We start from the raw sequence: 20,900 nt of genomic DNA, 5'->3' as shown, positions 1-20,900 counted from the left end.
GCAGCAACGACTCGATCCGCGCCCACGCGGCATCGGTCAGCTCATGACGACGCACCATACCGACCATCGCACCCCAACCCGGTGATCGACCTCAGCCAAATACCAAGATTCACCGGACACGCCCTAGAGCGCGACGGCCACACCTGCCGCATCCAGGGGCCACGCTGCCAAGGACGGGCGACCGAGGTCGACCACATCCAGCCCGGCGACAACCACGACCCGAACAACCTCCAAGCCGTCTGCACCCCATGCCACGCCACCAAGACCGGCAAGGAGAACGCGGCAAGGCTCAACGCCTCGCGTCCGCGCCGACGTCGAGAGCCCGAACCACATCCAGGCATCCTCAGGCCCGACGAGATGCAATCGCGCAGGTCACAGGGGGTGGCGGGGGACCCCCTTTAGGGGAGTTGCCGAGCGTTGCTGGTCAGCGCGAGAGATCTGGTACGGAACTTCAGGTCGTTGTGACCTGTTCGTTACGGGTACGGAACGTCACGGCCCGGGAGTCCCAGACCCGTACGCACCGCGACTTGCTTACCTCGACGTTCGGGCACACCTCGTGAGGGGACCCTGCCCAGGGGGGTAGGGGAGATGAGAGCGTGATGGGCCGGGGTGCGCGCCGCAGGTCGGCCGGTTCCGCCGTCCGCGGCCTCTACATGGGGCCGGATATCCAGCCGTAGTCGCGGGTCAGGTAGGACCGGACGGTGAGGGCGGCGTCGGGGATGCGGGCGGGGTCGGCTTCGGCGAACGGGTGGTTCCACGAGGTGTAGAACCAGAGCCGGTCGCCGTCGTCGTGGCGGGGGCGGCAGGTGATGGTGTCGGCGGCGCAGGGGTTGTCGATGCAGCAGCCGGGGGCGTGGTAGTTGCGGACGACCAGTCCGCGGGCGGTGAGGGTCGCGTCCAGGCCGTGCCGGTGCAGCGCGTTCTGCAGCTCGAAGAGTCGTGCCGGGGGTCCGCCGTCCATCGCTCCGTCTCCTGTCGGGTCGGGGGGCGCGGTTCCCGCCGGTCGAGCGCCTAGGTCGGTCGGTCGGGCAACCGCGCCGTGTGACGCAGGTTACGCCACCTACTAAAGCCTGTCAGCACTTGCCAACACCTATGAGCGGTTAATAAGCATTAACGCAGGTCATCTACGGTTGGATCATGGGCGTTGACCTGGATGCTCCTGAGCCGTTGTATGAGCAACTGGCCGCGATCATCCGCCAGCGGATCCAGGACGGCACGTATGCGCGCCGTCTGCCGTCTGGTCCTGCCCTGGCCGCCGAGTTCGGCCTTGCGCTCCCGACCGTTCAGCGGGCGCTCGGCCTGCTGAAGGACGAGGGGCTGATCGTCGCGGTGAAGGGCCGTGGGACGTTCGTCAAGCCGCCGGCCGGAGACGACCAGGACGCCGAGTAGGCGGACCGGCCGCCCGATTGGTGACGGTGCGAAGTCGTCCGCTGCTGAGAGTGAGAAAACTGAGGCAGATCTGCCTTAGTTTTTTCACTCTCAGCAATCTTCCGATCGCGCCGCGTCAGGTGCGGAATCCAGCCTAGGAAATTCCGCAGTAGATGCACGCAGCGTGACCGGCGTCAACGGGAAGGTGTACTCGCCGTCACCGCGCCAGGGGTGCGCACAATCTGCGCACCCTTCTCGCGCCCGCCCCCGCGCGTACGGACCGGCCGCAGGCACCCGTCACTGTCGCCTTCTCGAACGGTCCGCCCAGCAGCTCGGCGAGAAGCGCGTCGATCTCGGAGGCGCGCGTGAGCGTGAGGGTTCTTCCGGACACTGTGAGTTTCTCCTTAGTCCTCTGACCTGCGCTTCTCACACTTCTCACACTTCTCACACGGGGTCGTGGGAATCGAAGTCGAGTTCGGGATGGTCGGGCGGCGGCGGAACGACGTACAGGCCGCGCTTGGGCTTGTGGAGCCGCCCGGCCTTCTCCAGCCGCCGCAGGTACTCCCCGGCGGACTTGCCGAACTGGGCGGTGATCTCGGCGGCCCTGACCCCAGACGGATGGCGCGCCACGTGGTCGAGAATCGCCGTCGAGGTCTCGCCAAGCCCCTTGTCCTCCTCCTGCCGCTCGGCGTTGGCGGCGGCCTCGCCGAGCGTCCGGCCGTCCAGGACCCACCTGGTTCCCTCCTCCAGCCGCAGCGCGTAGACCTCCTCCGGGACGTCCCGGCCGGTGACGTTCAGCAAGGCGTTCAGGTGCTTACGCTTGCGGTCCAGGACGATCACCGAGTCGGCGGCCCCGGCCAAGCCGTTGGTGCCCGACACGCGGAGCACGAAGTCGTCCGACCCTGCCTTGTTGTCGTGGTGGACCACGATCACGGCGAGCCCAGGGGTCGCGTCAGCCGTGCGTTTGAGCGCCGTCCCGATCCGGTAGTCACGCTGGTAGGCGGATTCGCCCTGCCGGGACTCCGGCATGACCTTGCCAAGGGTGTCCAGCACGATCATTGCCGTGTCGGGATGGCGGCGCATCCACGCGTCCAGGACGGCGGTCACCTTCCCCGGCGGCACGGTCGTCTTGTAGTGGAACAAGACCGGGATCGGCTCGTCTCCCAGGATGATCCGGCACCGGGATTGCATGCGCCGGTCGCCGTCCTCCAGCGCGAGGTACAGCACCCGCCGCGGCTTCCCAACGGGGATCTGCCCGATGGCGCGTCCACCGGCCGCCACTGACAGCAGCAGGTTCGCCAGTAGCCACGACTTCCCGGCCTTGGGCGGACCGACAAGCAGGGTGAGCCCTTCGGGGATCAGCCCGGGCACGGCCCATGCCAGCGGCGCGAACTCCTGGGAGTCCAGCCACGCCCCGTCGTGGACGTCGGCGAGTAGCTCGGCGTCGATCTCTTCTTGCGTCGGCTCTTCCCCACCCCCCGTGTGAGAAGTGTGGGAAGTGTGAGAAACGCAGGTCACAGGCGTGCTGTTTGCCGGGGCGGTGTGAGTTTCGGGTGTGGGAAGCGACGGCCCGCCGGGGCACGAGCATGCGCCCGCGCCCCGGCCGGCGACGTCGGTGCCGCACCCCGTGCAGTACCGCTCCGTGGTAACCGCGGTCACCCGTCCTCCCGCTGGGGAAGCCCGTACCGTGCCCGGGCGGCGTCGCGCAGCTCGGCGAGCCGTTCGGCCGTGTACCCGGGGTACCGCCGATCATTGACGGCCTGCCGCCGGGGCAGGTCCCGCACGTCGGCGGCCACCTGCTCCCACGCCTTGCGCATGTCGTGCTCGGCCCGGTCATAGCCGTGCTCGAAACCGTCGGCGTACCCGGCGGCGCGTCCTGCGTTCCACGCCATCTCGAAGATCGTGCGCTCACGGTCGGCTGACTCGGCCAGCAGCTCGGCGGCGATCAGGACCGAGCGGGGTACGCTGGTGCCTGACGTGCCGCCGTCCAGCCGCTCGTCATCGACCGCCCCGGGATCGCCGTCCTCGGGGCGGTTCTCGTTCGTGGTCATCGGGTGGCGCTCCCCCGGTCCGCGTCGGCCTTCTCGCGCGCCTCGCGGGCGTACGCCTCGACGTCCTCACGGGCGTACAGGACGCGACGACCGACCCTGAAGCACTTCGGCCCGGTGCCCATGTGGCGCCAGTACCGGACCGTCTCCGGCGACGCGCGGAACAGCTCCGCGACCTCGTTGGTCGTCATGTACTCGGGCATCGTTCCTCCCAGTGGTACGGCTCCGTCTGAACCGCACCACCAGATGCTTGCACCACCGATCCAGTTTCGTCAACGCCAACCCACGACCCTTGACGGCACCTGCGGATTGCATGCAACATTCACCGCATGAAGACCAAGGGCAGCTTCCGGCCGGAAGACGTCCAGCTCGACATCGGCGACGGGGTGAAGATCCCGAACCTGATCACGGTGAGCGCCGACGAAGTCGGCGGGTACGCCGTCGAGCTGATGGCCGAATACGATGACCAGGCCGGACGGTACGTCGCGCGGATGGCCGTAGTGCGCGCCGGCGACGGGGCCGAGGTGACCGGCGAGGTACTGCGCTCGATACCGCTCGCGACGATCCTGCGGGACGGCGTCATGGATGCGCTGCGAGCGACGTTGCTGCTCAGTGGGGCGCGCCCGCCGGTCGACGCGGGCAAGACGGGCCCGACGACTGAGACCCTGCGCTGGGTGGCGCGCATCTATCGCCTGGCGGTGCTGCTCGGCGACGCGCCTACCCAGGCGGTCGCGTCCGGCTTGGGGGTCCCGCGTTCGACTGCTGGTCGGTGGGTGACCCGCGCTCGAGACCGCGGCCTGCTGACGGTCGTCGACCCGCGCGCCTCACGGGTCGAGTAGCGCCATGGCGAGCATCCAGAAGCGCCCCAGCGGCAAGTGGCGCGCCCGGTACCGCGACGGCGCGGGCAAGGAACACGCGAAGCATTTCGCGCGCAAGGTGGACGCTCAGCGCTGGCTGGACGAGGTCACGGCCTCGATCAAGACGGGCCAGTACGTCGACCCGGCGGCCGGGCGCATCACGTTCGCCGACTACTTCGCCGACTGGTCCAAGCGGCAGATCTGGGTGTCGGGCACCGAACGGGCAATGCGCCTCGCCGCGGAGTCGACGACGTTCCGCGACGTGCCGCTGTCGTCGCTGCGCCGATCGCACGTCGAGGCGTGGATCAAGGCCATGCAGACCAAGGACCGGGGCGAGGACCGCACGGCCGGCCTCGCGGCCGGGACGATCCGCACCAGGTTCAACAACGTGCGCGCCGTCCTGCGTGCGGCCGTCCGCGACCGGGTCATCATCTCCGACCCGTCCGAAGGTGTGACGCTGCCTCGCGGGCGCCGTGCCGCCGCGGCGATGCGCCTACCGACCGTCGAGGAAGTGGCCGCGCTTCTCGACGGCGCCGCCCCGCCGTTCCGGGCGTTCGTCGCCCTGGCCGCGTTCGCCGGTCTGCGGCTCGGCGAGGCGGCCGGACTCCGCGTCGGTGATGTGAACTTCCTCGGCCGATCGCTGGACGTCGTCCGGCAGGTCCAGCGGGAGCGCGGCGGGGTGGAGATCCGGGCGCCGAAGTACGGCAGCGAGCGCACGGTGTACCTCGCTGACGAGCTGGTGAACATCCTCGCCCGGCACGTCGAGGCGTACCGGCCGGGAGACGACCCGGCGCGGTGGCTGTTCGTCGGCGACGGGGACGCGCCGCCGCACCAGAACTCGATCGGCTACCAGTGGCGCAGGGCGCAGAGGGCGGCCGGGGTGTCCGGCATGAAGCTTCATGACCTGCGTCACTTCTACGCGTCCGGGCTGATCGCGGCCGGGTGCGACGTGGTGACCGTTCAGCGGGCACTCGGGCACGCGAAGGCGACCACGACCCTGAACACCTACGCGCACCTGTGGCCTACGGCCGAGGACCGCACCCGTAAGGCGGCGGCGCTGCTGGCCGAGACACTGGGCGCGGACTCTCTGCGGACTCGGGAGGCGTGACGTGCCGGTCTACCTGCGCGGACGCGCCCCGCCTAGACGTTGAAGCGGAACTCGACGACGTCGCCGTCCTGCATGACGTAGTCCTTGCCTTCTATGCGGACCTTGCCTGCGGTGCGGGCGGCGGCCATCGAGCCCGCCGCGTCCAGGTCGTCGAAGGAGACGACCTCGGCCTTGATGAAGCCGCGCTGGAAGTCGGTGTGGATGACGCCGGCGGCCTCGGGCGCGGTCGCGCCCTTGCGGATCGTCCAGGCGCGCGCCTCCTTGGGGCCCGCGGTGAGGTACGTCTGCAGGCCGAGGGTGTCGAACCCGATCCGGACGAGCTGCGACAGCCCGGACTCCTCCTGCCCCATGCTCTGCAGCAGTTCCAGGGCCTCATCGTCGGGCAGCTCGATCAGCTCCGCCTCGATCTTGGCGTCCAGGAAGATCGCCTCGGCGGGGGCGACCAGGTCGCCCAGCCGGGCGCGCAGCGCCTCGTCGGTGAGTTCCGCGTCGTCGAGGTTGAACACGTACAGGAAGGGCTTGGCGGTGAGCAGGTGCAGCTCGCGCAGCAGCGGCAGGTCGATCCCCGCGCGCTCGGCGCCCGCGAACAGCGTGACGCCGTCGTCCAGCAGCTTCTGCGCGCCCTGTACGGCGTCGACGACGGCGAGCTTGTCCTTGTCCTTCTTGGTCCGCGCCTCCTTCTCCAGGCGCGGCAGAGCCCGTTCGATGGTCTGCAGGTCGGCCAGGATCAGCTCGGTGTTGATCGTCTCGATGTCGCGCGCCGGGTCGGTCTCGCCCTCCACATGCGTCACGTCCGGGTCGTGGAAGGCCCGGATGACCTGGCAGATCGCAGCGGTCTCGCGGATGTTGGCGAGGAACTTGTTGCCCAGTCCCTGCCCTTCGGACGCGCCCTTGACGATTCCGGCGATGTCGACGAACTCCATCGTGGCCGGAATGATCTTGGCCGATCCGAAGATCTCCGCCAGCCGTTCCAGCCTGGGGTCGGGCACCCCCACCACGCCGACGTTGGGCTCGATGGTCGCGAACGGGTAGTTGGCGGCCAGCGCCTCGTTCTTGGTCAGCGCGTTGAACAGGGTGGACTTGCCGACGTTGGGCAGCCCGACGATTCCGATGGAAAGGCTCACGGCCGTCAAGTTTATGGGCCGCGGCGACCGGTCCAGGACCACGATCAGGTGAACGTACGGCCGGTCGGGGCGACGGCCGCCCCTCAGGCTTCGGAGCCGCGGAGGAATGCGGCGATGTGCCGGAATGCGGCCTTGCCTTCCGGGATGAAATCGGCGAACTGCGTGAAGACGTGCATCAGGCCGTCCCATTCCTGGTAGACGGCGCGCACCCCGGCGGCCTTGGAGCGTTCGGCCAGTTCGCGGGTCTCGTCCCGGAGGATCTCACCGCCGCTGGCGATCAGCAGCATGGGCGGCATCCCCTCCAGGTCGGACGCACCCGCACGGCGAGGTGCGAGGAGCGGGTCGTCCTCGGACGCGCCCTCGCTGAAGCGGCGGCCGAGCCAGGCGAGCTTGCCCGGCGGTATGACGGCTTCGCTGCGCGCGTTGAGCCTGTGGGAGTCGGCCTCGCACAGGAAGTCCACCCATGGGGAGAGGAACACGGCCGCTGCGGGCAGGCCCGTACCGCGCCGCTTGAGCGCCAGTAGCAGGGCGAGCCCAAGGTGTCCCCCTGCCGAGTCACCGCCGACGACGATGTCATGCGGGGCGTAACCGTTGCCCAGGAGGAAGTCGTATGCGGCGACGGCGTCGTCCAAGGCGTCGTAGGGGGTGTGCTGGGGAGCGCGCCGGTAGTCCAGGGCCAGGACGGGACGTCCCGTAGCCGCCGACAGCCTCCATGTGGACGGACGGTAGAGGCGCGGGCTTCCGAAGAAGTAGGCCCCTCCATGCAGGTAGAGGAAAACCTTGCGTTCATCAGGGGAACCCGCCCGCACCCATTCGGCCCCGCACGTCCCAAGGTCTTCGGAGGCGAGCGCGACACCTGGCGGGACGGTCTGGACGCGGCTGAACGCGTCGGTGATGCGCTGGAAGCGCAGCAGCCCTTCATCGGTGTCGGGGATCGATGCCCAGCCGCCCTTCACCACCGCCTTGACCACTTGGCAGGCGAGCCGGGCCTGCGCGCTGGGCGGGCCGCCCGGTTCGAGAGCGAGCGCGCGGGCGATCCTCCGTCCCACCGGAGTGTCCGTCACGGGACGAGTGTCGCGGGTGCCGGTGCCGCTGGTCGTCATGACTCTCCCTGTAAGCGAACTAGCAGTCTAATTGTCCGGTGCGCCGGGCGCTTCCGGCGCGTCGCGCGGGCGCGCCCGTCCACCGCTGTCACGATGAACGCATGGATCTCGCGCTGCTCGCCGGTCTCGCCCTCGGGATCGCCTTGGGCGCCGTGGTCGGCTTCGCGCTCGCGACCGGCCGTCAGGGCGCGCTGATCGCCCGCGCGCGGGCCGCCGAGGAGAAGCTGGCCTACGCCGAGGAGCGGATGGCCGAGCATTTCGAGAACCTGTCCGCCAAGGCCCTGGACGCCAGCAACCAGCGCTTCCTGGAGCTCGCGGACGCCCGTCTCAAGGCCGCGGGGGCGGAGGCCGCGGGCGAACTGGAACGCCGCAAGCAGGCGGTGGAGCACCTGGTCGCCCCGTTGAAGGACACCCTGGCCAAGGTCGAGGACCAGTTGCGCGAGGTGGAGACGGGGCGCCGGGAGTCGCACGCCATGCTCGCCAAGCAGGTCGAGTTCGTCCGGCACAGCTCCGAGCAGTTGCGCGGGCAGACCCAGGCGCTGGTGCGGGCGCTGCAACGTCCCGAGGCACGCGGCCGCTGGGGCGAGCTCCAGCTCCGCCGCGTCGTGGAACTCGCCGGCATGGCCCATCACTGCGATTTCGATGAGCAGGCCACCTCCTCCACCGAGGACGGCACCGTACGACCCGACATGGTGGTACGTCTGGCCGGTGGCAAGAACATCGTCGTCGACTCCAAAGTGTCACTCGCCGCGTATCTGGAGGCCGTCGAAACGGGTGACCCGGTGCGGCTCGACGCGCACGCCCGCCATCTACGCGACCACGTGGACCGCCTTGCCGCCAAGTCGTACTGGCAGGCGTTCAGTCCCGCGCCGGAGTTCGTGGTGCTGTTCATCCCAGGGGAGGCGTTCCTCGCGCCCGCGCTGGACCGCGATCCCGAGCTGCTGGAGTACGCGATGCGCCGCCGCGTCCACATCGCGACCCCGACCACGCTGGTGACGATGCTGCGCACCGCGTCCTACGCATGGCAGCAGGCGGCGCTGTCACGCAACGCCCGCGCGGTGTTCGACCTGGGCAAGGAACTGTACGAGCGGCTGGGCACGTTGGGCGGGCACGTCGACGAGCTGGGACGCTCCCTCACAAGTGCGATCAAGGCATATAACCGGGTCGTGGGGTCACTGGAAACACGGGTGCTGGTCAGTGCCCGCAGGCTGAACGACCTCGGCGTGGTGGAGGGTTCGCTGGAGCCGCCCGGCCGCGTCGAGGAGGGTCCCCGCGCCGTGTCGGCCCCCGAACTGGCGGCCACCGAACCGGACACCCCGGACACCCCTGAGCCGGACGACGACCTCGAATCACGGCTCGCCGGGATGGACGAGCCGGAAATGGGCAGAGGGAAACCGGACCGACCGGAATCGGTTAACGGTGCGTCCGCTGATCGTGAGAAGGGTGTCACACGCCCTGGCTCCACGGCGGAACCTGTAGGTTTCGGCCGGCGGGCCAGCCCTGACCGCGTCGAACGCCGGGAGAGATGGCCATGAGTTCACCGACGGTACGCGAAGCGCCCGCGGGCGCCTCACCGGACGCAGGGGGACGTGTGCGAGGTCAGCGGGGCCGGGGCGGCCGGGGACGCGGCTCCGTCCCGGCACGGAGAAGCCGGGGAGGCCCCGTCACCCTGACCGGGCGCGGCGGCGTGGTCGTGGTGTTCGCCGCCGGGCTCGCCGGGGCGCTGGGTGCCCACTGGTTCGGCCTGCCCGTCCTGTCCGGGGTGGGGTTCGCCGCGGGTTGCGTCGTGGCCGCGCTGGCCACCCGCAAGGCCGACCTGCTGACGCTCGCCGTCAGCCCGCCCGCGGTGTTCCTGGGCGCCGCCGTCCTGGCGGAACTGGTCGCCGCCCTGGGCGAGCCCTCGCTCCTGCGCAGCGTCTCGGTGGGCGTGCTGTCCGCGCTGGCCCGCGACGCGTCCTGGCTGTTCGGCGGCACGCTGCTGGTGCTGGCCATCACACTGCCCCGCGGCCTGATGAGCAACGTGCGCGAGCTGCGCGGCCGGTTGCGCGGCAGCCGCCTGTTCGAGCAGGAGGAGAACGAGAACCCCGTCCGCTGGGAGGAGCCCCCGGTCGGCAGGCACCGCGTCGCCCGCGAAGAGGCCGAGTAGGGCGGACGGGGGCTCAGACGACGGGCAGCGTCCGCAGGTCCTTGCGGAGCTCGTGCGGCAGCGCGAAGCGCATGCTCTCGGGGACGGACTCGACCTCCTCGACCTCCGCGAACCCCCGGGCCGCCAGCCACTCCAGGACTCCCTCGACGAGTTCCTCCGGCACCGAGGCCCCGCTGGTGACGCCGACCGTGATGACGCCCTCCAGCCAGGACTCCTCGATGTGCTCGGGGTAGTCGACCAGGTAGGCCCGGTCGGCGCCGTGCTCCTTGGCGACCTCGACCAGCCGTACGGAGTTGGAGGAGTTGGTGGAGCCGACCACGATCACGAGCTGGGCGCGGGCGGCGATCTCCTTGACGGCGGTCTGGCGGTTCTGCGTGGCGTAGCAGATGTCGTCGGACGGCGGGTCCACCAGGTTCGGGAACCGCTCCCGCAGCTTCTCCACCGTCGCGATGGTCTCGTCCACCGACAGCGTGGTCTGGGACAGCCAGGCGACCTTGTCGGGGTCGCGGACCTGGACGTTGGCGACGTCGTCCGGGCCGTCCACCAGGTGGATGTGGTCGGGCGCCTCGCCGGTGGTGCCGATGACCTCCTCGTGCCCCTCGTGCCCGATCAGGAGGATGTCGTAGTCGTCCCTGGCGAACCGGACGGCCTCCTTGTGCACCTTGGTCACCAGCGGGCAGGTCGCGTCGATGGTGCGCAGCCCCAGGCCCCTGGCCTCGTCGTGGACGGCAGGCGCCACGCCGTGCGCGGAGAAGACGACGATGGCGCCCTCGGGCACCTCCTCGGTCTCGTCCACGAAGATCGCGCCGCGTTCCTCCAGGGTCTTCACGACGTGCACGTTGTGCACGATCTGCTTGCGGACGTAGATGGGCGCCCCGTACTTCTCCAGGGCGATCTCGACGGTCTCCACGGCCCGGTCCACTCCCGCGCAGTAACCACGCGGCTTGGCGAGCAGGACACGGCGCTGGCTGTCGGAGGTCATGGCCCCATCGTACGAGGCGCCGCAGGCGTCCCGTACCGGCCGTGAGGGCACCGCGGATGCTTGCCGGGGGACAGGGTATTGGCACGTACGCGCAGGTGAAGCCGCCCATGTGACCCAGCGCACGGCTTTGTTGACCAAAATTCCATTAGGCCGGGGTGCCGGTGCCGCGGCGATGCGGCAGAGTGAGGGTGGACACACGGTGCCGTCGTAGCAGGGAGAAGGAGACATGACGAGATCGCCGCGCCACCTCAAGCAGCAGGTGAAGGAGACGGTGGGCGAGCAGGTTCGTGACCTCCCGCTGCACGCGGTCCGGCTGGCGATGTTCGGCGTCGGCCGGGCCCTGCTGCTGAGCGACCGGCTGACCAAGGACTACAAGGAGATCACCGAGGGCGGCGGGGTGCGCCCGGTGATCGGACGGCTGCGCGACGACGTCCAGCACACCGCCGAGAAGGTGGTGGGACGCGTGATGGAACGGGTGCGCGGCGAGCAGCCGGCGCCCGAGCCCTCCCGCCCCCGCAAGACGGCCGATGCCCCCGCCAAGCCCGGCGCCGGTGGCACCGGCGAGATCTCCGTGGGCAAACCCGCTCCCGCGCCGAGCGCACGGGCCGTCCCCGACACCAAGCCCGAGACCGAGCCCCAGGCCAGGCCCGAACCGAAGCCCGAAGCCAAGGCGAAGCCTGAGGCCAGGAAGGAGCCGGAGGCCCGCAAGGCGGAGGGCGACGCCGGGAAGCCGGATGAGTCCCTGTTCGAGCCGAAACCCGAGGTGAAGCCGGCGGCCCCGGCCGAGGCCGAGAAGCTGGCCGCGGAACTCCCGGTGCCGAACTACGACGAAGCCACGCTGCCCCAGCTCCGCGCCCGCCTCCGCGGCCTGTCGTCCGACCAGGTGAAGCTGCTGCGCGAGTACGAGCGCAAACACGCCGCCCGCCCCGACGTCCTCCGCATGTACGAAAACCGCATCGCCAAACTGAACGGGCTGTCCTGACCCGGCGTTACAGGCTTCGGAAGGCACATCGAGAACACTCGGCTCCGAGTTGGCAAAGCGTCGACGGCCTTGCGGCCCACGTCGCGGATGTCCGGCAGTGCCACGCTCACCCTCGCCGCCTGAGCGTGCGGGCTAGCTAGTCGAGCGCGTTGAGGGCGATGCCGGCCTGAGCGGCCGTCGGCAGCCAGATCAGCACCAGCGCGGTAACCGTGGCGATGATCGCGGCGAATATCCGCTTGGCACGTCGACTCATCACAGTCTCCTTCCGAGAGTGGTCACCGCGATGTTCGGAGCCGTCAGGCGCTCGGACTGCTTGCCGGCAGGCCGCGCCGACGAGGCTTCACGCTGGCCTCGGCGAGAGCCGTCACCGCCTCGCGCGGTGCCACCGTCCAGGCCGACAGAGGGCTCACCACCTGCTCAGCCTGTGTTGCGCCCTAGTGCGGAATCCCGGCGATGATGTCGCGGGCGCCCTTGCGGTTGAGCACCCCTGCCACGTACGCGCCCAGCTCGAACGCGCGATCCCGGGCGTCCCACTCCTGCGCGTAGGCGAAGTGCGCTCCCTCGCGGGTGAACACCATGCCTTGCAGGGACAGTTGTCCGTCTTCGGTGGTGCGGCAGTGCCCGGCGATCGGGGAGTTGCAGTGCCCTTGCAGGCCATGCAGCATCGTCCGCTCGGCCGTGATGTGGATACGGGTCTCGGCGTGGTCGATGAGCTGGAGCAACTCCACCATTCCCTCATCCGCCCTGCGGCACTGCACGCCCACCACCCCGGCGCCGACCGCCGGGCACATCTCCTCCATCGTGAAGACCTGCCCGATCCGGTGATCCATCCCGACACCGACCACGCCGCCGCGCGACAGCACGATCCCCTCCAGATAATCGGACTCGTCGAGCTTGGCGATCCTGGGGACGACGTTCCCGCGGAATCGCTCCACCTGGAGATCCGGGCGATGCCGGAGGATCTGTGCCTTGCGGCGTACCGCGCTGGTCCCGATCGCCGCGCCCGGGGGAAGATCGTCGATGCCGGCGTACTTGGATCCCTCCCGCCAGATCACGCAGTCACGTACGTCCTCGCGTTCCAGGTAGGCGGCGAACACCAGACCCTCGGGCAACGGCACGTCGCCGGGCACGTCCTTCATGGCGTGCATGGCCATGTCGACCTCGCCGAGGGTGAGCGCCCGGTCGATCTCCTTCATGAACTGGCCCTTGCCGCCGATCTTGGACAGGTCACCCTTGTACCGGTCCCCGGACGTGGTGATCTCGACCAGCTCGATCATCAGGCCCGGCGCGACCCGGTGCAGGGCATCGACGACGCGGTGAGCGTAGGCGCGGGCCAGATGCGAGCGGCGGCAGCCGAGCCGTAGCGGCCGGTCCGGCAGCCTGCCGGCGAAGTACCGCTCGGCCGGCGAATCAGCGGGGGTGCTCGGCGTGATGGTCATCGAAGGTTCCCTTGATCGTCGCAGGTGAGATGAGTGATGGACCGCCGCAGGCGAGGCTATCGGCGCCCTCGGCCACCATCTGCAAGCCCGTCCCGACGGCGCGGTCGGGCTCGGCCGCCGGGGCTCCCGAGGCCGGGGCCGCGTCCATGGCCGCCCCTAGCCCGCGTACAGGGCGGAGGAGACGACCAGGTGCGGCATGATCTGCGTCCGGCCGTGCCCGGTCTCGTCCAGCGCGCGGCGGCACGCGGTGACCTGGCCGGGCGCCATCGCCGCGGGGCCGATCACTTCCACGCCGGCCTCGGCTTGGGCGATCGCTTGGGCGGCGAGCGCCTCCACTGTGGCGGGCAGGTCGATCGCGCCGTCTCGGCCGGTGTGGTGACATTCGCCCAGGCTCGTCCACGAGCACAGGCACGTTCCCGTCATCACTGTCAGCCCCGGCGCGGCGTCTTTCAGGGTGGCGACCGCGCGGGCCATCAGCGAGTCGGCCGCCACGCCGCCCCGCTCGTCGCCGGTGCGGGACGTAGGGGACGCGAACACCTTCACCGCGGGTATGCCCACACGTTCGAGGTGCCGGGCCATGGCGGGCAGCTCGGGCACGGTGAGGACCGGCATCCGGGATGGGCCGTCCGCGTCCTGGCGGACCAGCACCACCATGACCAGCGCGTCGGGACGCGGACACTGCACACGTGCTTGCATGACCGTCTCCTTAGTGATCGAGGACGAGCCAGGTAGCCGCGACCCGGGAACGCGCCTGGTGCGCCCACGGGCCGCGGGTTCTCAACCGCCGGGCCCGGACGGGTAGTCGCCGCCGACGCCCAGCAGGTACACCCCGGCCCGCATCTCAATGCCCTGCCGCCGGGTCCGTTCCAGGAAGCACCGGGTCACCAGGTCCCGGTACTTGTCGCCTCGGATCACCGAGCCGTCGCCGGTATGGACGGCGCTCCAGTGATCACCCCACCACCACGTGGTGTACTCCGGAATCGGATACCGCGCGCTGACGTCCGCGGGCAGTCTGGCCGTCGTACCATCGTTCATGCCGGGACTCACCTCCTGGCAGGCCCCGGGTACCGGCGTTCGTACCGCCGCCGGGGCCGTCGTGTCTTGACGCTCAGTGAATCCATCTCACAGGTCGCACATCTAGGGGCACACTGGGGGAGAGAAGGGGAGACTCCCCCGCCATCCCGGCCGAGGTGCATCGCAACATGTCAGCCGAGAACAAGGCCATCGGCGCGCGCCTGCGCGCGGCGCGCGAAGCGGACCCGTACTGGTCGCGTGCGGACCTAGCCCGGCGGATGCGTGCCGCCGCCACGCCTGGCGAGCTACCAAGGGTCGCGCACGTCAAATCCCTTACCGACATGATCAAGGCGTGGGAGGCGGGCAAAGCCGTGCCCAGTCCCCGGCACCCGTACCGGGCGCTGTACGCCCGCGTGACGGGCCTCAGCGAGGCCGAGTTGTTCGGGGCTGCGGCGCCGTCCCTGTGGCGAACTGACGGCCTCAACGGCGCCTTTACGCCCGACGACGAAGACCGCCTCGACTACGTCGCCAAGCATCCGCTGCGTGTGGACAGCGCCGTCCTGAAGTCTCTCGCGGTCGTCCTGGCCGCACAGCGCCGTCTTGAAGACGCCATCGGGTCCGCCGCCATCCTGCCCGCCGTCCACGCCCAACTCGAAGCCGTCGAGCAGATCCTCACCGGCGCAGCCGGCAAGCACCGCCCCGCACTCGTCGGGATCACCGGGCAGTGGACGCAGTTTCTCGGCTGGCTTCACATCAGCACTGGTCGCTACGGCAGGGCCTCTGCCCTCCTGGACCGCGCATTGCGGCACGCCACCGAGTCGGATGACGCCGATCTCGTCTCGGAGGTCATGGGCTTTCAGGGCCAGATCGCGTGGGAGCGCGGCCAGGTCGGCACTGTCATTGGGCTCCGCCAAGCCGCCCGCCGTGCCCCCGCGATCTGGCCCGGCCAGGTCGCCATCTCCGCCTCGCAGGAAGCGCGTGCTCACGCCGTCCTCGGCGACGCCGCCGAGGCCGATCGGCTCCTTGACCTCGCCGACGAACACGCCGAGCAGGCAAGGGAGAGGGCCGACGAAACACCGCCATGGCTGTACTACCAGGTTGACGGGTTCTTTGAGCTGCACCGGGGGCAGGCGTGGCGGCACCTCGGCAGACACCAACCCGCTTACAACCGCAAGGCGATCGGCGTTCTCACCGAGGGACTGGCCAAGCTCCCCTCCGTGATGCGAGGCGCCGAATGGGCGGGCGACTTCGTGTACCAGCTCGCCCGCGCCTATCGGCAGGCCGGTGAACACAGCGAAGCCATGCGGACGGCCGAGGAGCTTGACGCGCTCGCCACCCGGATCGGATCACAGCGGCTCACGCGCCTCGCCGCTGAGCTACGCTGACACCGCGATGCACCGGCGCCCGACCTCCCCAGGGAGGCGGGCGCCAGTCTCGTTTATGGACCCCGGAAGCCCCGCCGACCAGCGAGGGCAACCACACGTGAGCCTCAGGACCCCCTTGTCCGCGGAACAGGTCGCCGAACGGCTCGCCGCGACCGGCTGGACGGGCGACACGTCGCAGATCAGCCGGACCTTCGCCGTCGAGTACGACACGGCGACGCGGATCGTGGCCGAGGTCGCCCGCGTCGCCGTCGAGATGGAACACCGCCCCGACATCGACATCAGATGGGACCGGTTGCGCCTTCACCATGACCACCCACACGGCCGGCGATGTAGTGACCGAACTCGACTTCGTCACGGCCGAGCGGATCAACGCGGTGGCCGAGGCGCACGGCGCCGTGCCAGAGAGCCCTACGCAATCATGACCATCGTGAGGACCACGGTTCCCGCATCGCCGGGCTGAAGGGGCTTAACTAGGGCGGCCTGGAGGGGTGAACAGGGCGTCCAGGGCGGGTAGTGCGGCGGCCAGGGCGGCGCGGTCTTCGGGGGTGAGGGCGGCGATCCGTTCCGCCATGAACGTGTTGCGAACTTCCCGTGCCTCCTGGAGGCGGATTCGTCCCTCCGGGGTCAGGCTCGCGGTGACGACGCGCGCGTCCGAGGCGTCCCGGCCGCGCGCGACGAGACCGGCCCGTTCCAGCCTGTTGATCTGCGCGGTCATCGTCGGCAGCCGGACGCCGTGCTCGGCGGCCAGCGCGGTCATCCGCATCGGCCCGCCCTCCAGCGACGCCAGCACCGAGACCTGCTGCCCGGTGACCGGCAGGTCCGCGCCGGCCTGCCGGAGCAGCAGGACGACGTCGCGCAGCCGCCGGTTCAGCCGCTCGGCCAGTTCGCGATCGGGATCCACCTGCACCTCTCCGGATGGCGTGTCGGTGTGAGCCCGGCGGGCCGGCGCCGGACGTCCGTCCTATCACAGCATGTCGCGGGCCTAGGCTGAGATCCCATGGCGATGCAGACCACAGCCGAGTCACCCGTTCCCGTGCGCACCGTGCTGCAGGCGGTGGGCGGCTGGATCGGACGGCTGGGACGCATCTGGGTCGAGGGGCAGATCACCGACCTCAACGCCCGCGGCGGCACCTGCTACCTCACGTTGCGCGACCCGGTGGCGAACATGTCGGTCCGGGTCGTCGGCCCGCGCGCGGTGTTCGAGGCCGCGGGCCCGGCCGTGACGGACGGCGCGCGCGTCGTGATCCACGCCAAGCCCGACTTCTGGATCAACCGGGGCACGTTCTCGCTCAGCGCGATCGAGGTACGGCCGGTCGGCGTCGGCGAGCTGCTGGCCCGGCTGGAACGGCTCCGGCGGGTGCTGGCCGCCGAGGGGCTGTTCCGGCCCGAGCGCAAGCGGCCGCTGCCGTTCCTGCCCGGGAAGATCGGCCTGATCTGCGGGCGCCAGTCCGACGCCGAGCACGACGTCCTGCAGAACGCGCGGCGCCGCTGGCCCGCCGTCGCGTTCCGGGTGGAGAACACCGCCGTCCAGGGCTCGTACGCGGTCGGCGAGGTCATGGAGGCGCTGCGCAGGCTGGACGCCGACCCCGAGGTCGACGTGATCGTCATCGCGCGGGGCGGCGGCTCCATGGAGGACCTGCTGCCGTTCTCCGACGAGGCCCTGGTCCGGGCCGTCGCCACGGCCCGCACCCCGGTGGTCAGCGCGATCGGCCACGAGCAGGACACGCCGATCCTCGACCTGGTCGCCGACGTGCGCGCCTCCACCCCGACCGACGCGGCCAAGAAGGTCGTGCCGGACGTACGGGAGCAGCTCCAGCTCGTCCGGGAACTGCGCGAGCGGGGCCGCCGGAGCCTCGCGGGCGGGATCGAACGGGAACTGGCGTGGCTGCGGTCGGTGCGGTCGCGTCCCGCGCTGGCCGACCCCGTCCGCGAGATCGAACGGCAGTCCGAGCAAGTGCTGGCGCTGCGCGACCGGGCCCGCCGCTGCCTGTCGGGCGCGCTGGACCGGTCGGGGGACGAACTCTCCCACACCCGGGCCCGGCTGCTGGCCCTCTCCCCCGCCGCCACGCTGCGCCGCGGCTACGCCATCGTCCAACGCGACGACGGCTCCGTCGTACGGGGCGCCGCCGAGGCCGCCAAGGGCGACCGGCTGCTGGTCCGCCTCGCCGACGGCCGCCTCGCCGTCACCGTCGAGGGCGGTTCCGCCGACACACGGGGGCGTCCCGGGTCGTAGGGTGGTCCCCGTGGCAGAGGCAGACGCTGAGGTCACCGGTGAACCGACGCCGGTCTCCGGTGAACGCATGTCGTACGAGCAGGCCCGTGACGAACTCGCCGCGGTCGTCAAGCGCCTGGAGACCGGCGGGCTGACCCTCGAAGAGTCCCTTGAGCTGTGGGAACGCGGCGAACGGCTTGCCGCGATCTGCGAGGAGTGGCTGGAGGGCGCCCGCGCCCGGCTGGCCGCCGCGACCGCGACGGCCGAGAACGGCGGCTCCGGAGAGACCGCCGCCCCGTTCTAGGACGGCGCCGGGGACGGCGACAGCGGGGCGTTGCCCTTGGGCTTCGGCTGGGGCCTGAGCGCGGCGGCCAGTACGCCCAGTTCCTCGAAGGACGCCGTGCCCGTCACCACGATCGTGATCCCGCTGGGCAGGGTGCGCACCAGCGAACGGGCGTTCTTGTCCACGCGGTGGTGCTTGTTCCAGGCGACCCCGTTGACCTGCTGGGTGCCGATCGTCTTCTTGATGCTGGTCATCCGCGGGACATAGGCCGAAGCCCTCTCGTTGCTCTGCTCGACCGCCGCGTACTCGCCGGTCGGCGTCACGAACCCCAGATGCCACGCCACCGGGTCGTCACCGCCGCTCCCCAGGCCGTGCACACGCGAACTGGTGGCGCGCCACCCGGCCGGAAGGCCCTCGGGCGCGTACGCGACGTACGGGGCGTCAGAGCGCATCGCCCACAACTGGGAGCTGTAGTCGACCGTCGGCAGCAGTTCCTTGTCGTTACGCGGACTGACCAGGTAGATCGCCCCCACCAGCAGCAGGCACACCGCCATGGCGAACGCGAAACCGCCTATCCCCGTGGTGAGCCTCTTGTAGACCCCGGGACTCACCTCGATCGTCCCGCGCGAAGCGGCGGGAGACTCCGGAGCCTGAGGGCTCTCCGGGGGCGCGGCTTCCTGAGGTGTGGAGGTCTTCTCGGTCACGGTCCCAGGATCCCGCACCCTCAGGGCTGCTCTGTACGGGGGTTCCGGATCGTCCCGATGATCGCGAGGACGTCCGACGCCAGCCGCCTTGAGGACTCCTCGTCCTCCCGGCTGTTCAGCTCCGACACCGCGCCCGCCATAGCCCCGGTCAGAACGGTCACCAGCGCCTCGTCCACCCCGCCATCGGCGGTATGGAACAACGCGGCGTTGCGGCGCGCCCACTTGTTGAGCCGCTGCCGCATCACCCGGTCGAACCCGGGCGGGCCGTCCCCCGAGATGAACAGCCGCGCCACATGGCCCTCGTCCAGGCAACCGTCCAGATAGGCGCGGGCACCGGCGATGAACAGGCGCATCGGGTCCTTCTCACCCGCCTCCCTGGCCGCGTTGATCGCCTCCCGGGTGCGCTCCTGCTGGCGGGCCTGGAACTCCTCGAACAGCGTCAGGTAAAGATCGGCCTTGCCGTTGAAATGGTGGTACAGGCTCCCGACGCTCGCCCCGGCCTTCGCGACGATGTCCGTCACCGCCGCCTGCGCGAAACCCGACTCGCGGAACACCTCACCGGCCGCGGACAACAACGCGCTGCGAGTCGCGGCCCCCCGGTCGGAGGTGCGCGCCGCCCCCTCGCCCGTACCGGACCCCCCGGCGGCGCCCGCCTGACGGCTCCCCGCCGGCGCGCCCGCGTCCGCGGTCACCCCACCGGCCGAAAGCTCGATGTCGCTGCTCATGGAGACTGAGATTACGCCCTCTCACACGGGGGAAACGATCCCTTACCCGCCGGGAGACCGAAACGGGACTCAGGGCACGGGGACCCGCCACGGCGCCGGAACCGCTGGTCTGGTCCAATTTGTGGCGCCCTGATGCCCCCACGGAGAATTCGTGTCACCCACCGACCCAGTGTCGCCGATCGACCGAAAGGCCGTTGCGCATGTCCGATGACACCGTCCGTTCCCCGCTGGCCACCGAGCCGTCCGCGCCGGACCGCAACCTGGCAATGGAGCTGGTCCGGGTGACCGAGGCCGCCGCCATGGCGGCGTCCCGCTGGGTCGGCCGCGGCGACAAGAACGGCGCCGACGCCGCCGCGGTCAACGCCATGCGGCAGCTCATCAACACCGTCTCGATGCAGGGCGTCGTGGTCATCGGAGAGGGCGAGAAGGACAACGCCCCCATGCTCTACAACGGCGAAGAGGTCGGCGACGGGCGCGGCGCCGAATGCGACGTCGCCGTCGACCCCATCGACGGCACCCGGCTCACCGCCTACGGCATGAACAACGCCATCGCCGTCCTGGCCGTCGCCCCGCGCGGCTCCATGTACGACCCGTCCGCCGTCTTCTACATGGAGAAGCTGGTCACCGGGCCCGAAGCGGCCGGCGTCGTCGACATCGAACGTCCCATCGGGGACAACGTCCGCGCCATCGCCAAGGCCAAGGGCTCCTCCACCGAGGACGTCACCGTGATCATCCTGGACCGGCCCAGGCACGAGGGGATGATCAAGGAGGTCAGGGAGACCGGCGCCCGGGTCAAACTGATCACGGACGGCGATGTGGCCGGCGCGATCATGGCGGCCCGCGAAGGCACCGGCACCGACCTGCTCGTCGGCATCGGCGGCACCCCCGAAGGCATCATCGCCGCCTCCGCCATCAAAGCGCTCGGCGGCGTCATCCAAGGCCGGCTCTGGCCCAGAGACGACGCCGAACGCCAGAAGGCCCTCGACGCGGGCCACGACCTCGGCCGCGTCCTCACCACCGACGACCTCGTCACCTCCGACGACGTCTTCTTCGCCGCCACCGGCATCACCGACGGCGAACTCGTCGACGGCGTCCGGTACAGGAAAGGCTCCGCGTTCACCCACTCGCTGGTCATGCGCTCCCGCAGCGGCACCATCCGAACGGTGGCCAGCGAACACAAGCTGGAAAAGCTAAGGGCCTACAGCACTATTGCCTTTTGAGGGGGCGACCCCTCAAACTCCCTTCATTGTGGGGGGGCGACCCCCCACGCCCCCCGATGCGGGGCCAGCGACCACCGCCGCTCGCCTTGACGGCTCGCAGCGGCGGCCACTGACCCCGGTCAGGGGCTCCGCCCCCGACACCCCCGGCAGGGGGCTCCGCCCCCTGCACCCCCGTTGGGGCTGTGACATATGTGGAGGGG

At 70.4% G+C, this 20,900-nt stretch carries 26 protein-coding genes; 12 read left to right on the top strand and 14 right to left on the bottom strand.

Annotation, left to right across the window (positions count from 1 at the left end; all coding sequences use genetic code 11):
- The first annotated feature begins 81 nt into the window (after positions 1-81).
- The gene (locus tag QSK21_RS36110) at positions 82-402 is read left to right on the top strand and encodes an HNH endonuclease (RefSeq protein WP_352231275.1); all 321 of its coding nucleotides are present in this window, start codon (positions 82-84) and stop codon (positions 400-402) included.
- 247 nt (positions 403-649) lie between these two features.
- On the opposite strand, the gene QSK21_RS12215 is transcribed toward QSK21_RS36110, so the two are convergent.
- Complete coding sequence (locus tag QSK21_RS12215; protein WP_285695687.1) at positions 650-961, bottom strand: hypothetical protein; 312 nt, start codon at positions 959-961, stop codon at positions 650-652.
- Between the two features lie 176 nt (positions 962-1,137).
- Here QSK21_RS12215 and QSK21_RS12210 point away from each other — a divergent pair, with 176 nt between their 5' ends.
- A complete protein-coding gene (locus QSK21_RS12210; RefSeq protein ID WP_285695686.1) occupies positions 1,138-1,389 on the top strand; it encodes a GntR family transcriptional regulator in 252 nt (83 codons plus the stop codon).
- 196 nt (positions 1,390-1,585) lie between these two features.
- On the opposite strand, the gene QSK21_RS12205 is transcribed toward QSK21_RS12210, so the two are convergent.
- The 4 genes from QSK21_RS12205 to QSK21_RS12190 all read right to left on the bottom strand — a co-directional run bounded on the left by QSK21_RS12205 (position 1,586) and on the right by QSK21_RS12190 (position 3,619).
- On the bottom strand, positions 1,586-1,759 hold the full coding sequence (locus tag QSK21_RS12205) for a hypothetical protein (RefSeq protein ID WP_285695685.1): 174 nt from the start codon (positions 1,757-1,759) through the stop codon (positions 1,586-1,588).
- Between the two features lie 53 nt (positions 1,760-1,812).
- On the bottom strand, positions 1,813-2,886 hold the full coding sequence (locus tag QSK21_RS12200) for an AAA family ATPase (RefSeq protein ID WP_285695684.1): 1,074 nt from the start codon (positions 2,884-2,886) through the stop codon (positions 1,813-1,815).
- Positions 2,887-3,023: 137 nt separating this feature from the next.
- Entirely contained in the window at positions 3,024-3,419 is a 396-nt protein-coding gene (locus QSK21_RS12195; protein ID WP_285695683.1) for a hypothetical protein, read from the bottom strand.
- Positions 3,416-3,619 carry a helix-turn-helix domain-containing protein gene (locus tag QSK21_RS12190; RefSeq protein WP_285695682.1) on the bottom strand — a complete coding sequence of 68 codons (204 nt, stop codon included), beginning with the start codon at positions 3,617-3,619 and terminating at the stop codon, positions 3,416-3,418. The genes QSK21_RS12195 and QSK21_RS12190 overlap by 4 nt, the downstream gene beginning before the upstream one ends.
- Positions 3,620-3,745: 126 nt before the next feature.
- On the opposite strand from QSK21_RS12190, the gene QSK21_RS12185 reads away from it, so the two are divergent.
- Both QSK21_RS12185 and QSK21_RS12180 read left to right on the top strand, forming a co-directional pair.
- Positions 3,746-4,255, top strand: coding sequence for a hypothetical protein (locus tag QSK21_RS12185; protein ID WP_285695680.1), 510 nt, complete (start codon positions 3,746-3,748; stop codon positions 4,253-4,255).
- A gap of 4 nt (positions 4,256-4,259) precedes the next feature.
- Entirely contained in the window at positions 4,260-5,381 is a 1,122-nt protein-coding gene (locus tag QSK21_RS12180; protein WP_285695679.1) for a tyrosine-type recombinase/integrase, read from the top strand.
- A gap of 32 nt (positions 5,382-5,413) precedes the next feature.
- Here the strand turns inward: QSK21_RS12180 and ychF are convergent, their stop codons facing one another.
- Positions 5,414-6,505, bottom strand: coding sequence for a redox-regulated ATPase YchF (gene ychF / locus QSK21_RS12175; protein ID WP_285695678.1), 1,092 nt, complete (start codon positions 6,503-6,505; stop codon positions 5,414-5,416).
- Positions 6,506-6,588: 83 nt separating this feature from the next.
- Positions 6,589-7,608, bottom strand: coding sequence for an alpha/beta hydrolase fold domain-containing protein (locus tag QSK21_RS12170; RefSeq protein ID WP_285695676.1), 1,020 nt, complete (start codon positions 7,606-7,608; stop codon positions 6,589-6,591).
- A gap of 101 nt (positions 7,609-7,709) precedes the next feature.
- On the opposite strand from QSK21_RS12170, the gene QSK21_RS12165 reads away from it, so the two are divergent.
- Positions 7,710-9,143, top strand: coding sequence for a DNA recombination protein RmuC (locus QSK21_RS12165; RefSeq protein WP_285695675.1), 1,434 nt, complete (start codon positions 7,710-7,712; stop codon positions 9,141-9,143).
- Positions 9,140-9,754 (top strand): DUF6542 domain-containing protein, encoded by a 615-nt coding sequence (locus QSK21_RS12160; protein ID WP_285695673.1) that lies wholly within the window; start codon positions 9,140-9,142, stop codon positions 9,752-9,754. The genes QSK21_RS12165 and QSK21_RS12160 overlap by 4 nt, the downstream gene beginning before the upstream one ends.
- A 13-nt stretch (positions 9,755-9,767) precedes the next feature.
- Here the strand turns inward: QSK21_RS12160 and QSK21_RS12155 are convergent, their stop codons facing one another.
- A complete protein-coding gene (locus tag QSK21_RS12155) occupies positions 9,768-10,736 on the bottom strand; it encodes a 4-hydroxy-3-methylbut-2-enyl diphosphate reductase (RefSeq protein ID WP_285695672.1) in 969 nt (322 codons plus the stop codon).
- Between the two features lie 226 nt (positions 10,737-10,962).
- Between QSK21_RS12155 and QSK21_RS12150 the strand changes: the two genes are divergently transcribed.
- Entirely contained in the window at positions 10,963-11,718 is a 756-nt protein-coding gene (locus QSK21_RS12150; protein ID WP_285695670.1) for a DUF8129 domain-containing protein, read from the top strand.
- 434 nt (positions 11,719-12,152) lie between these two features.
- Here QSK21_RS12150 and hemC read toward each other — a convergent pair whose 3' ends face one another.
- The 3 genes from hemC to QSK21_RS12135 form a co-directional block, all read right to left on the bottom strand.
- On the bottom strand, positions 12,153-13,157 hold the full coding sequence (hemC, locus tag QSK21_RS12145; protein WP_285695669.1) for a hydroxymethylbilane synthase: 1,005 nt from the start codon (positions 13,155-13,157) through the stop codon (positions 12,153-12,155).
- Positions 13,158-13,313: 156 nt separating this feature from the next.
- A complete protein-coding gene (locus QSK21_RS12140) occupies positions 13,314-13,853 on the bottom strand; it encodes a porphobilinogen synthase (RefSeq protein ID WP_285695668.1) in 540 nt (179 codons plus the stop codon).
- A gap of 81 nt (positions 13,854-13,934) precedes the next feature.
- Positions 13,935-14,192, bottom strand: a complete 258-nt coding sequence (locus tag QSK21_RS12135) for a hypothetical protein (protein WP_285695667.1) — start codon at positions 14,190-14,192, stop codon at positions 13,935-13,937.
- 167 nt (positions 14,193-14,359) lie between these two features.
- Between QSK21_RS12135 and QSK21_RS12130 the strand changes: the two genes are divergently transcribed.
- Together QSK21_RS12130 and QSK21_RS12125 are read left to right on the top strand one after the other, a co-directional pair.
- Positions 14,360-15,556 carry an NsdA family TPR-like regulatory protein gene (locus QSK21_RS12130; RefSeq protein WP_285695666.1) on the top strand — a complete coding sequence of 399 codons (1,197 nt, stop codon included), beginning with the start codon at positions 14,360-14,362 and terminating at the stop codon, positions 15,554-15,556.
- A gap of 97 nt (positions 15,557-15,653) precedes the next feature.
- Positions 15,654-16,016: a 4a-hydroxytetrahydrobiopterin dehydratase gene (locus QSK21_RS12125; protein ID WP_285695665.1), complete on the top strand. Its 363-nt coding sequence runs from the start codon at positions 15,654-15,656 to the stop codon at positions 16,014-16,016.
- A gap of 6 nt (positions 16,017-16,022) precedes the next feature.
- On the opposite strand, the gene QSK21_RS12120 is transcribed toward QSK21_RS12125, so the two are convergent.
- Positions 16,023-16,457 carry a MarR family winged helix-turn-helix transcriptional regulator gene (locus QSK21_RS12120; RefSeq protein WP_285695663.1) on the bottom strand — a complete coding sequence of 145 codons (435 nt, stop codon included), beginning with the start codon at positions 16,455-16,457 and terminating at the stop codon, positions 16,023-16,025.
- Between the two features lie 96 nt (positions 16,458-16,553).
- Here QSK21_RS12120 and xseA point away from each other — a divergent pair, with 96 nt between their 5' ends.
- Both xseA and QSK21_RS12110 read left to right on the top strand, forming a co-directional pair.
- Positions 16,554-17,789: an exodeoxyribonuclease VII large subunit gene (gene xseA / locus QSK21_RS12115; RefSeq protein WP_285695661.1), complete on the top strand. Its 1,236-nt coding sequence runs from the start codon at positions 16,554-16,556 to the stop codon at positions 17,787-17,789.
- 67 nt (positions 17,790-17,856) lie between these two features.
- Entirely contained in the window at positions 17,857-18,072 is a 216-nt protein-coding gene (locus QSK21_RS12110) for an exodeoxyribonuclease VII small subunit (protein ID WP_285695706.1), read from the top strand.
- On the opposite strand, the gene QSK21_RS12105 is transcribed toward QSK21_RS12110, so the two are convergent.
- Together QSK21_RS12105 and QSK21_RS12100 are read right to left on the bottom strand one after the other, a co-directional pair.
- Positions 18,069-18,755 (bottom strand): DUF4245 domain-containing protein, encoded by a 687-nt coding sequence (locus QSK21_RS12105; RefSeq protein WP_285695660.1) that lies wholly within the window; start codon positions 18,753-18,755, stop codon positions 18,069-18,071. The two genes, QSK21_RS12110 and QSK21_RS12105, sit on opposite strands and share 4 nt — an antisense overlap.
- Before the next feature lie 20 nt (positions 18,756-18,775).
- On the bottom strand, positions 18,776-19,480 hold the full coding sequence (locus QSK21_RS12100; RefSeq protein ID WP_285695659.1) for a TetR/AcrR family transcriptional regulator: 705 nt from the start codon (positions 19,478-19,480) through the stop codon (positions 18,776-18,778).
- 200 nt (positions 19,481-19,680) lie between these two features.
- On the opposite strand from QSK21_RS12100, the gene glpX reads away from it, so the two are divergent.
- Complete coding sequence (gene glpX / locus QSK21_RS12095) at positions 19,681-20,700, top strand: class II fructose-bisphosphatase (RefSeq protein ID WP_285695658.1); 1,020 nt, start codon at positions 19,681-19,683, stop codon at positions 20,698-20,700.
- Positions 20,701-20,900: the final 200 nt, after the last annotated feature.

The organism is Actinomadura sp. NBRC 104412, from assembly GCF_030269515.1.
Classification (GTDB): domain Bacteria; phylum Actinomycetota; class Actinomycetes; order Streptosporangiales; family Streptosporangiaceae; genus Spirillospora.
This window is presented reverse-complemented; position numbering and strand designations above follow the sequence as displayed.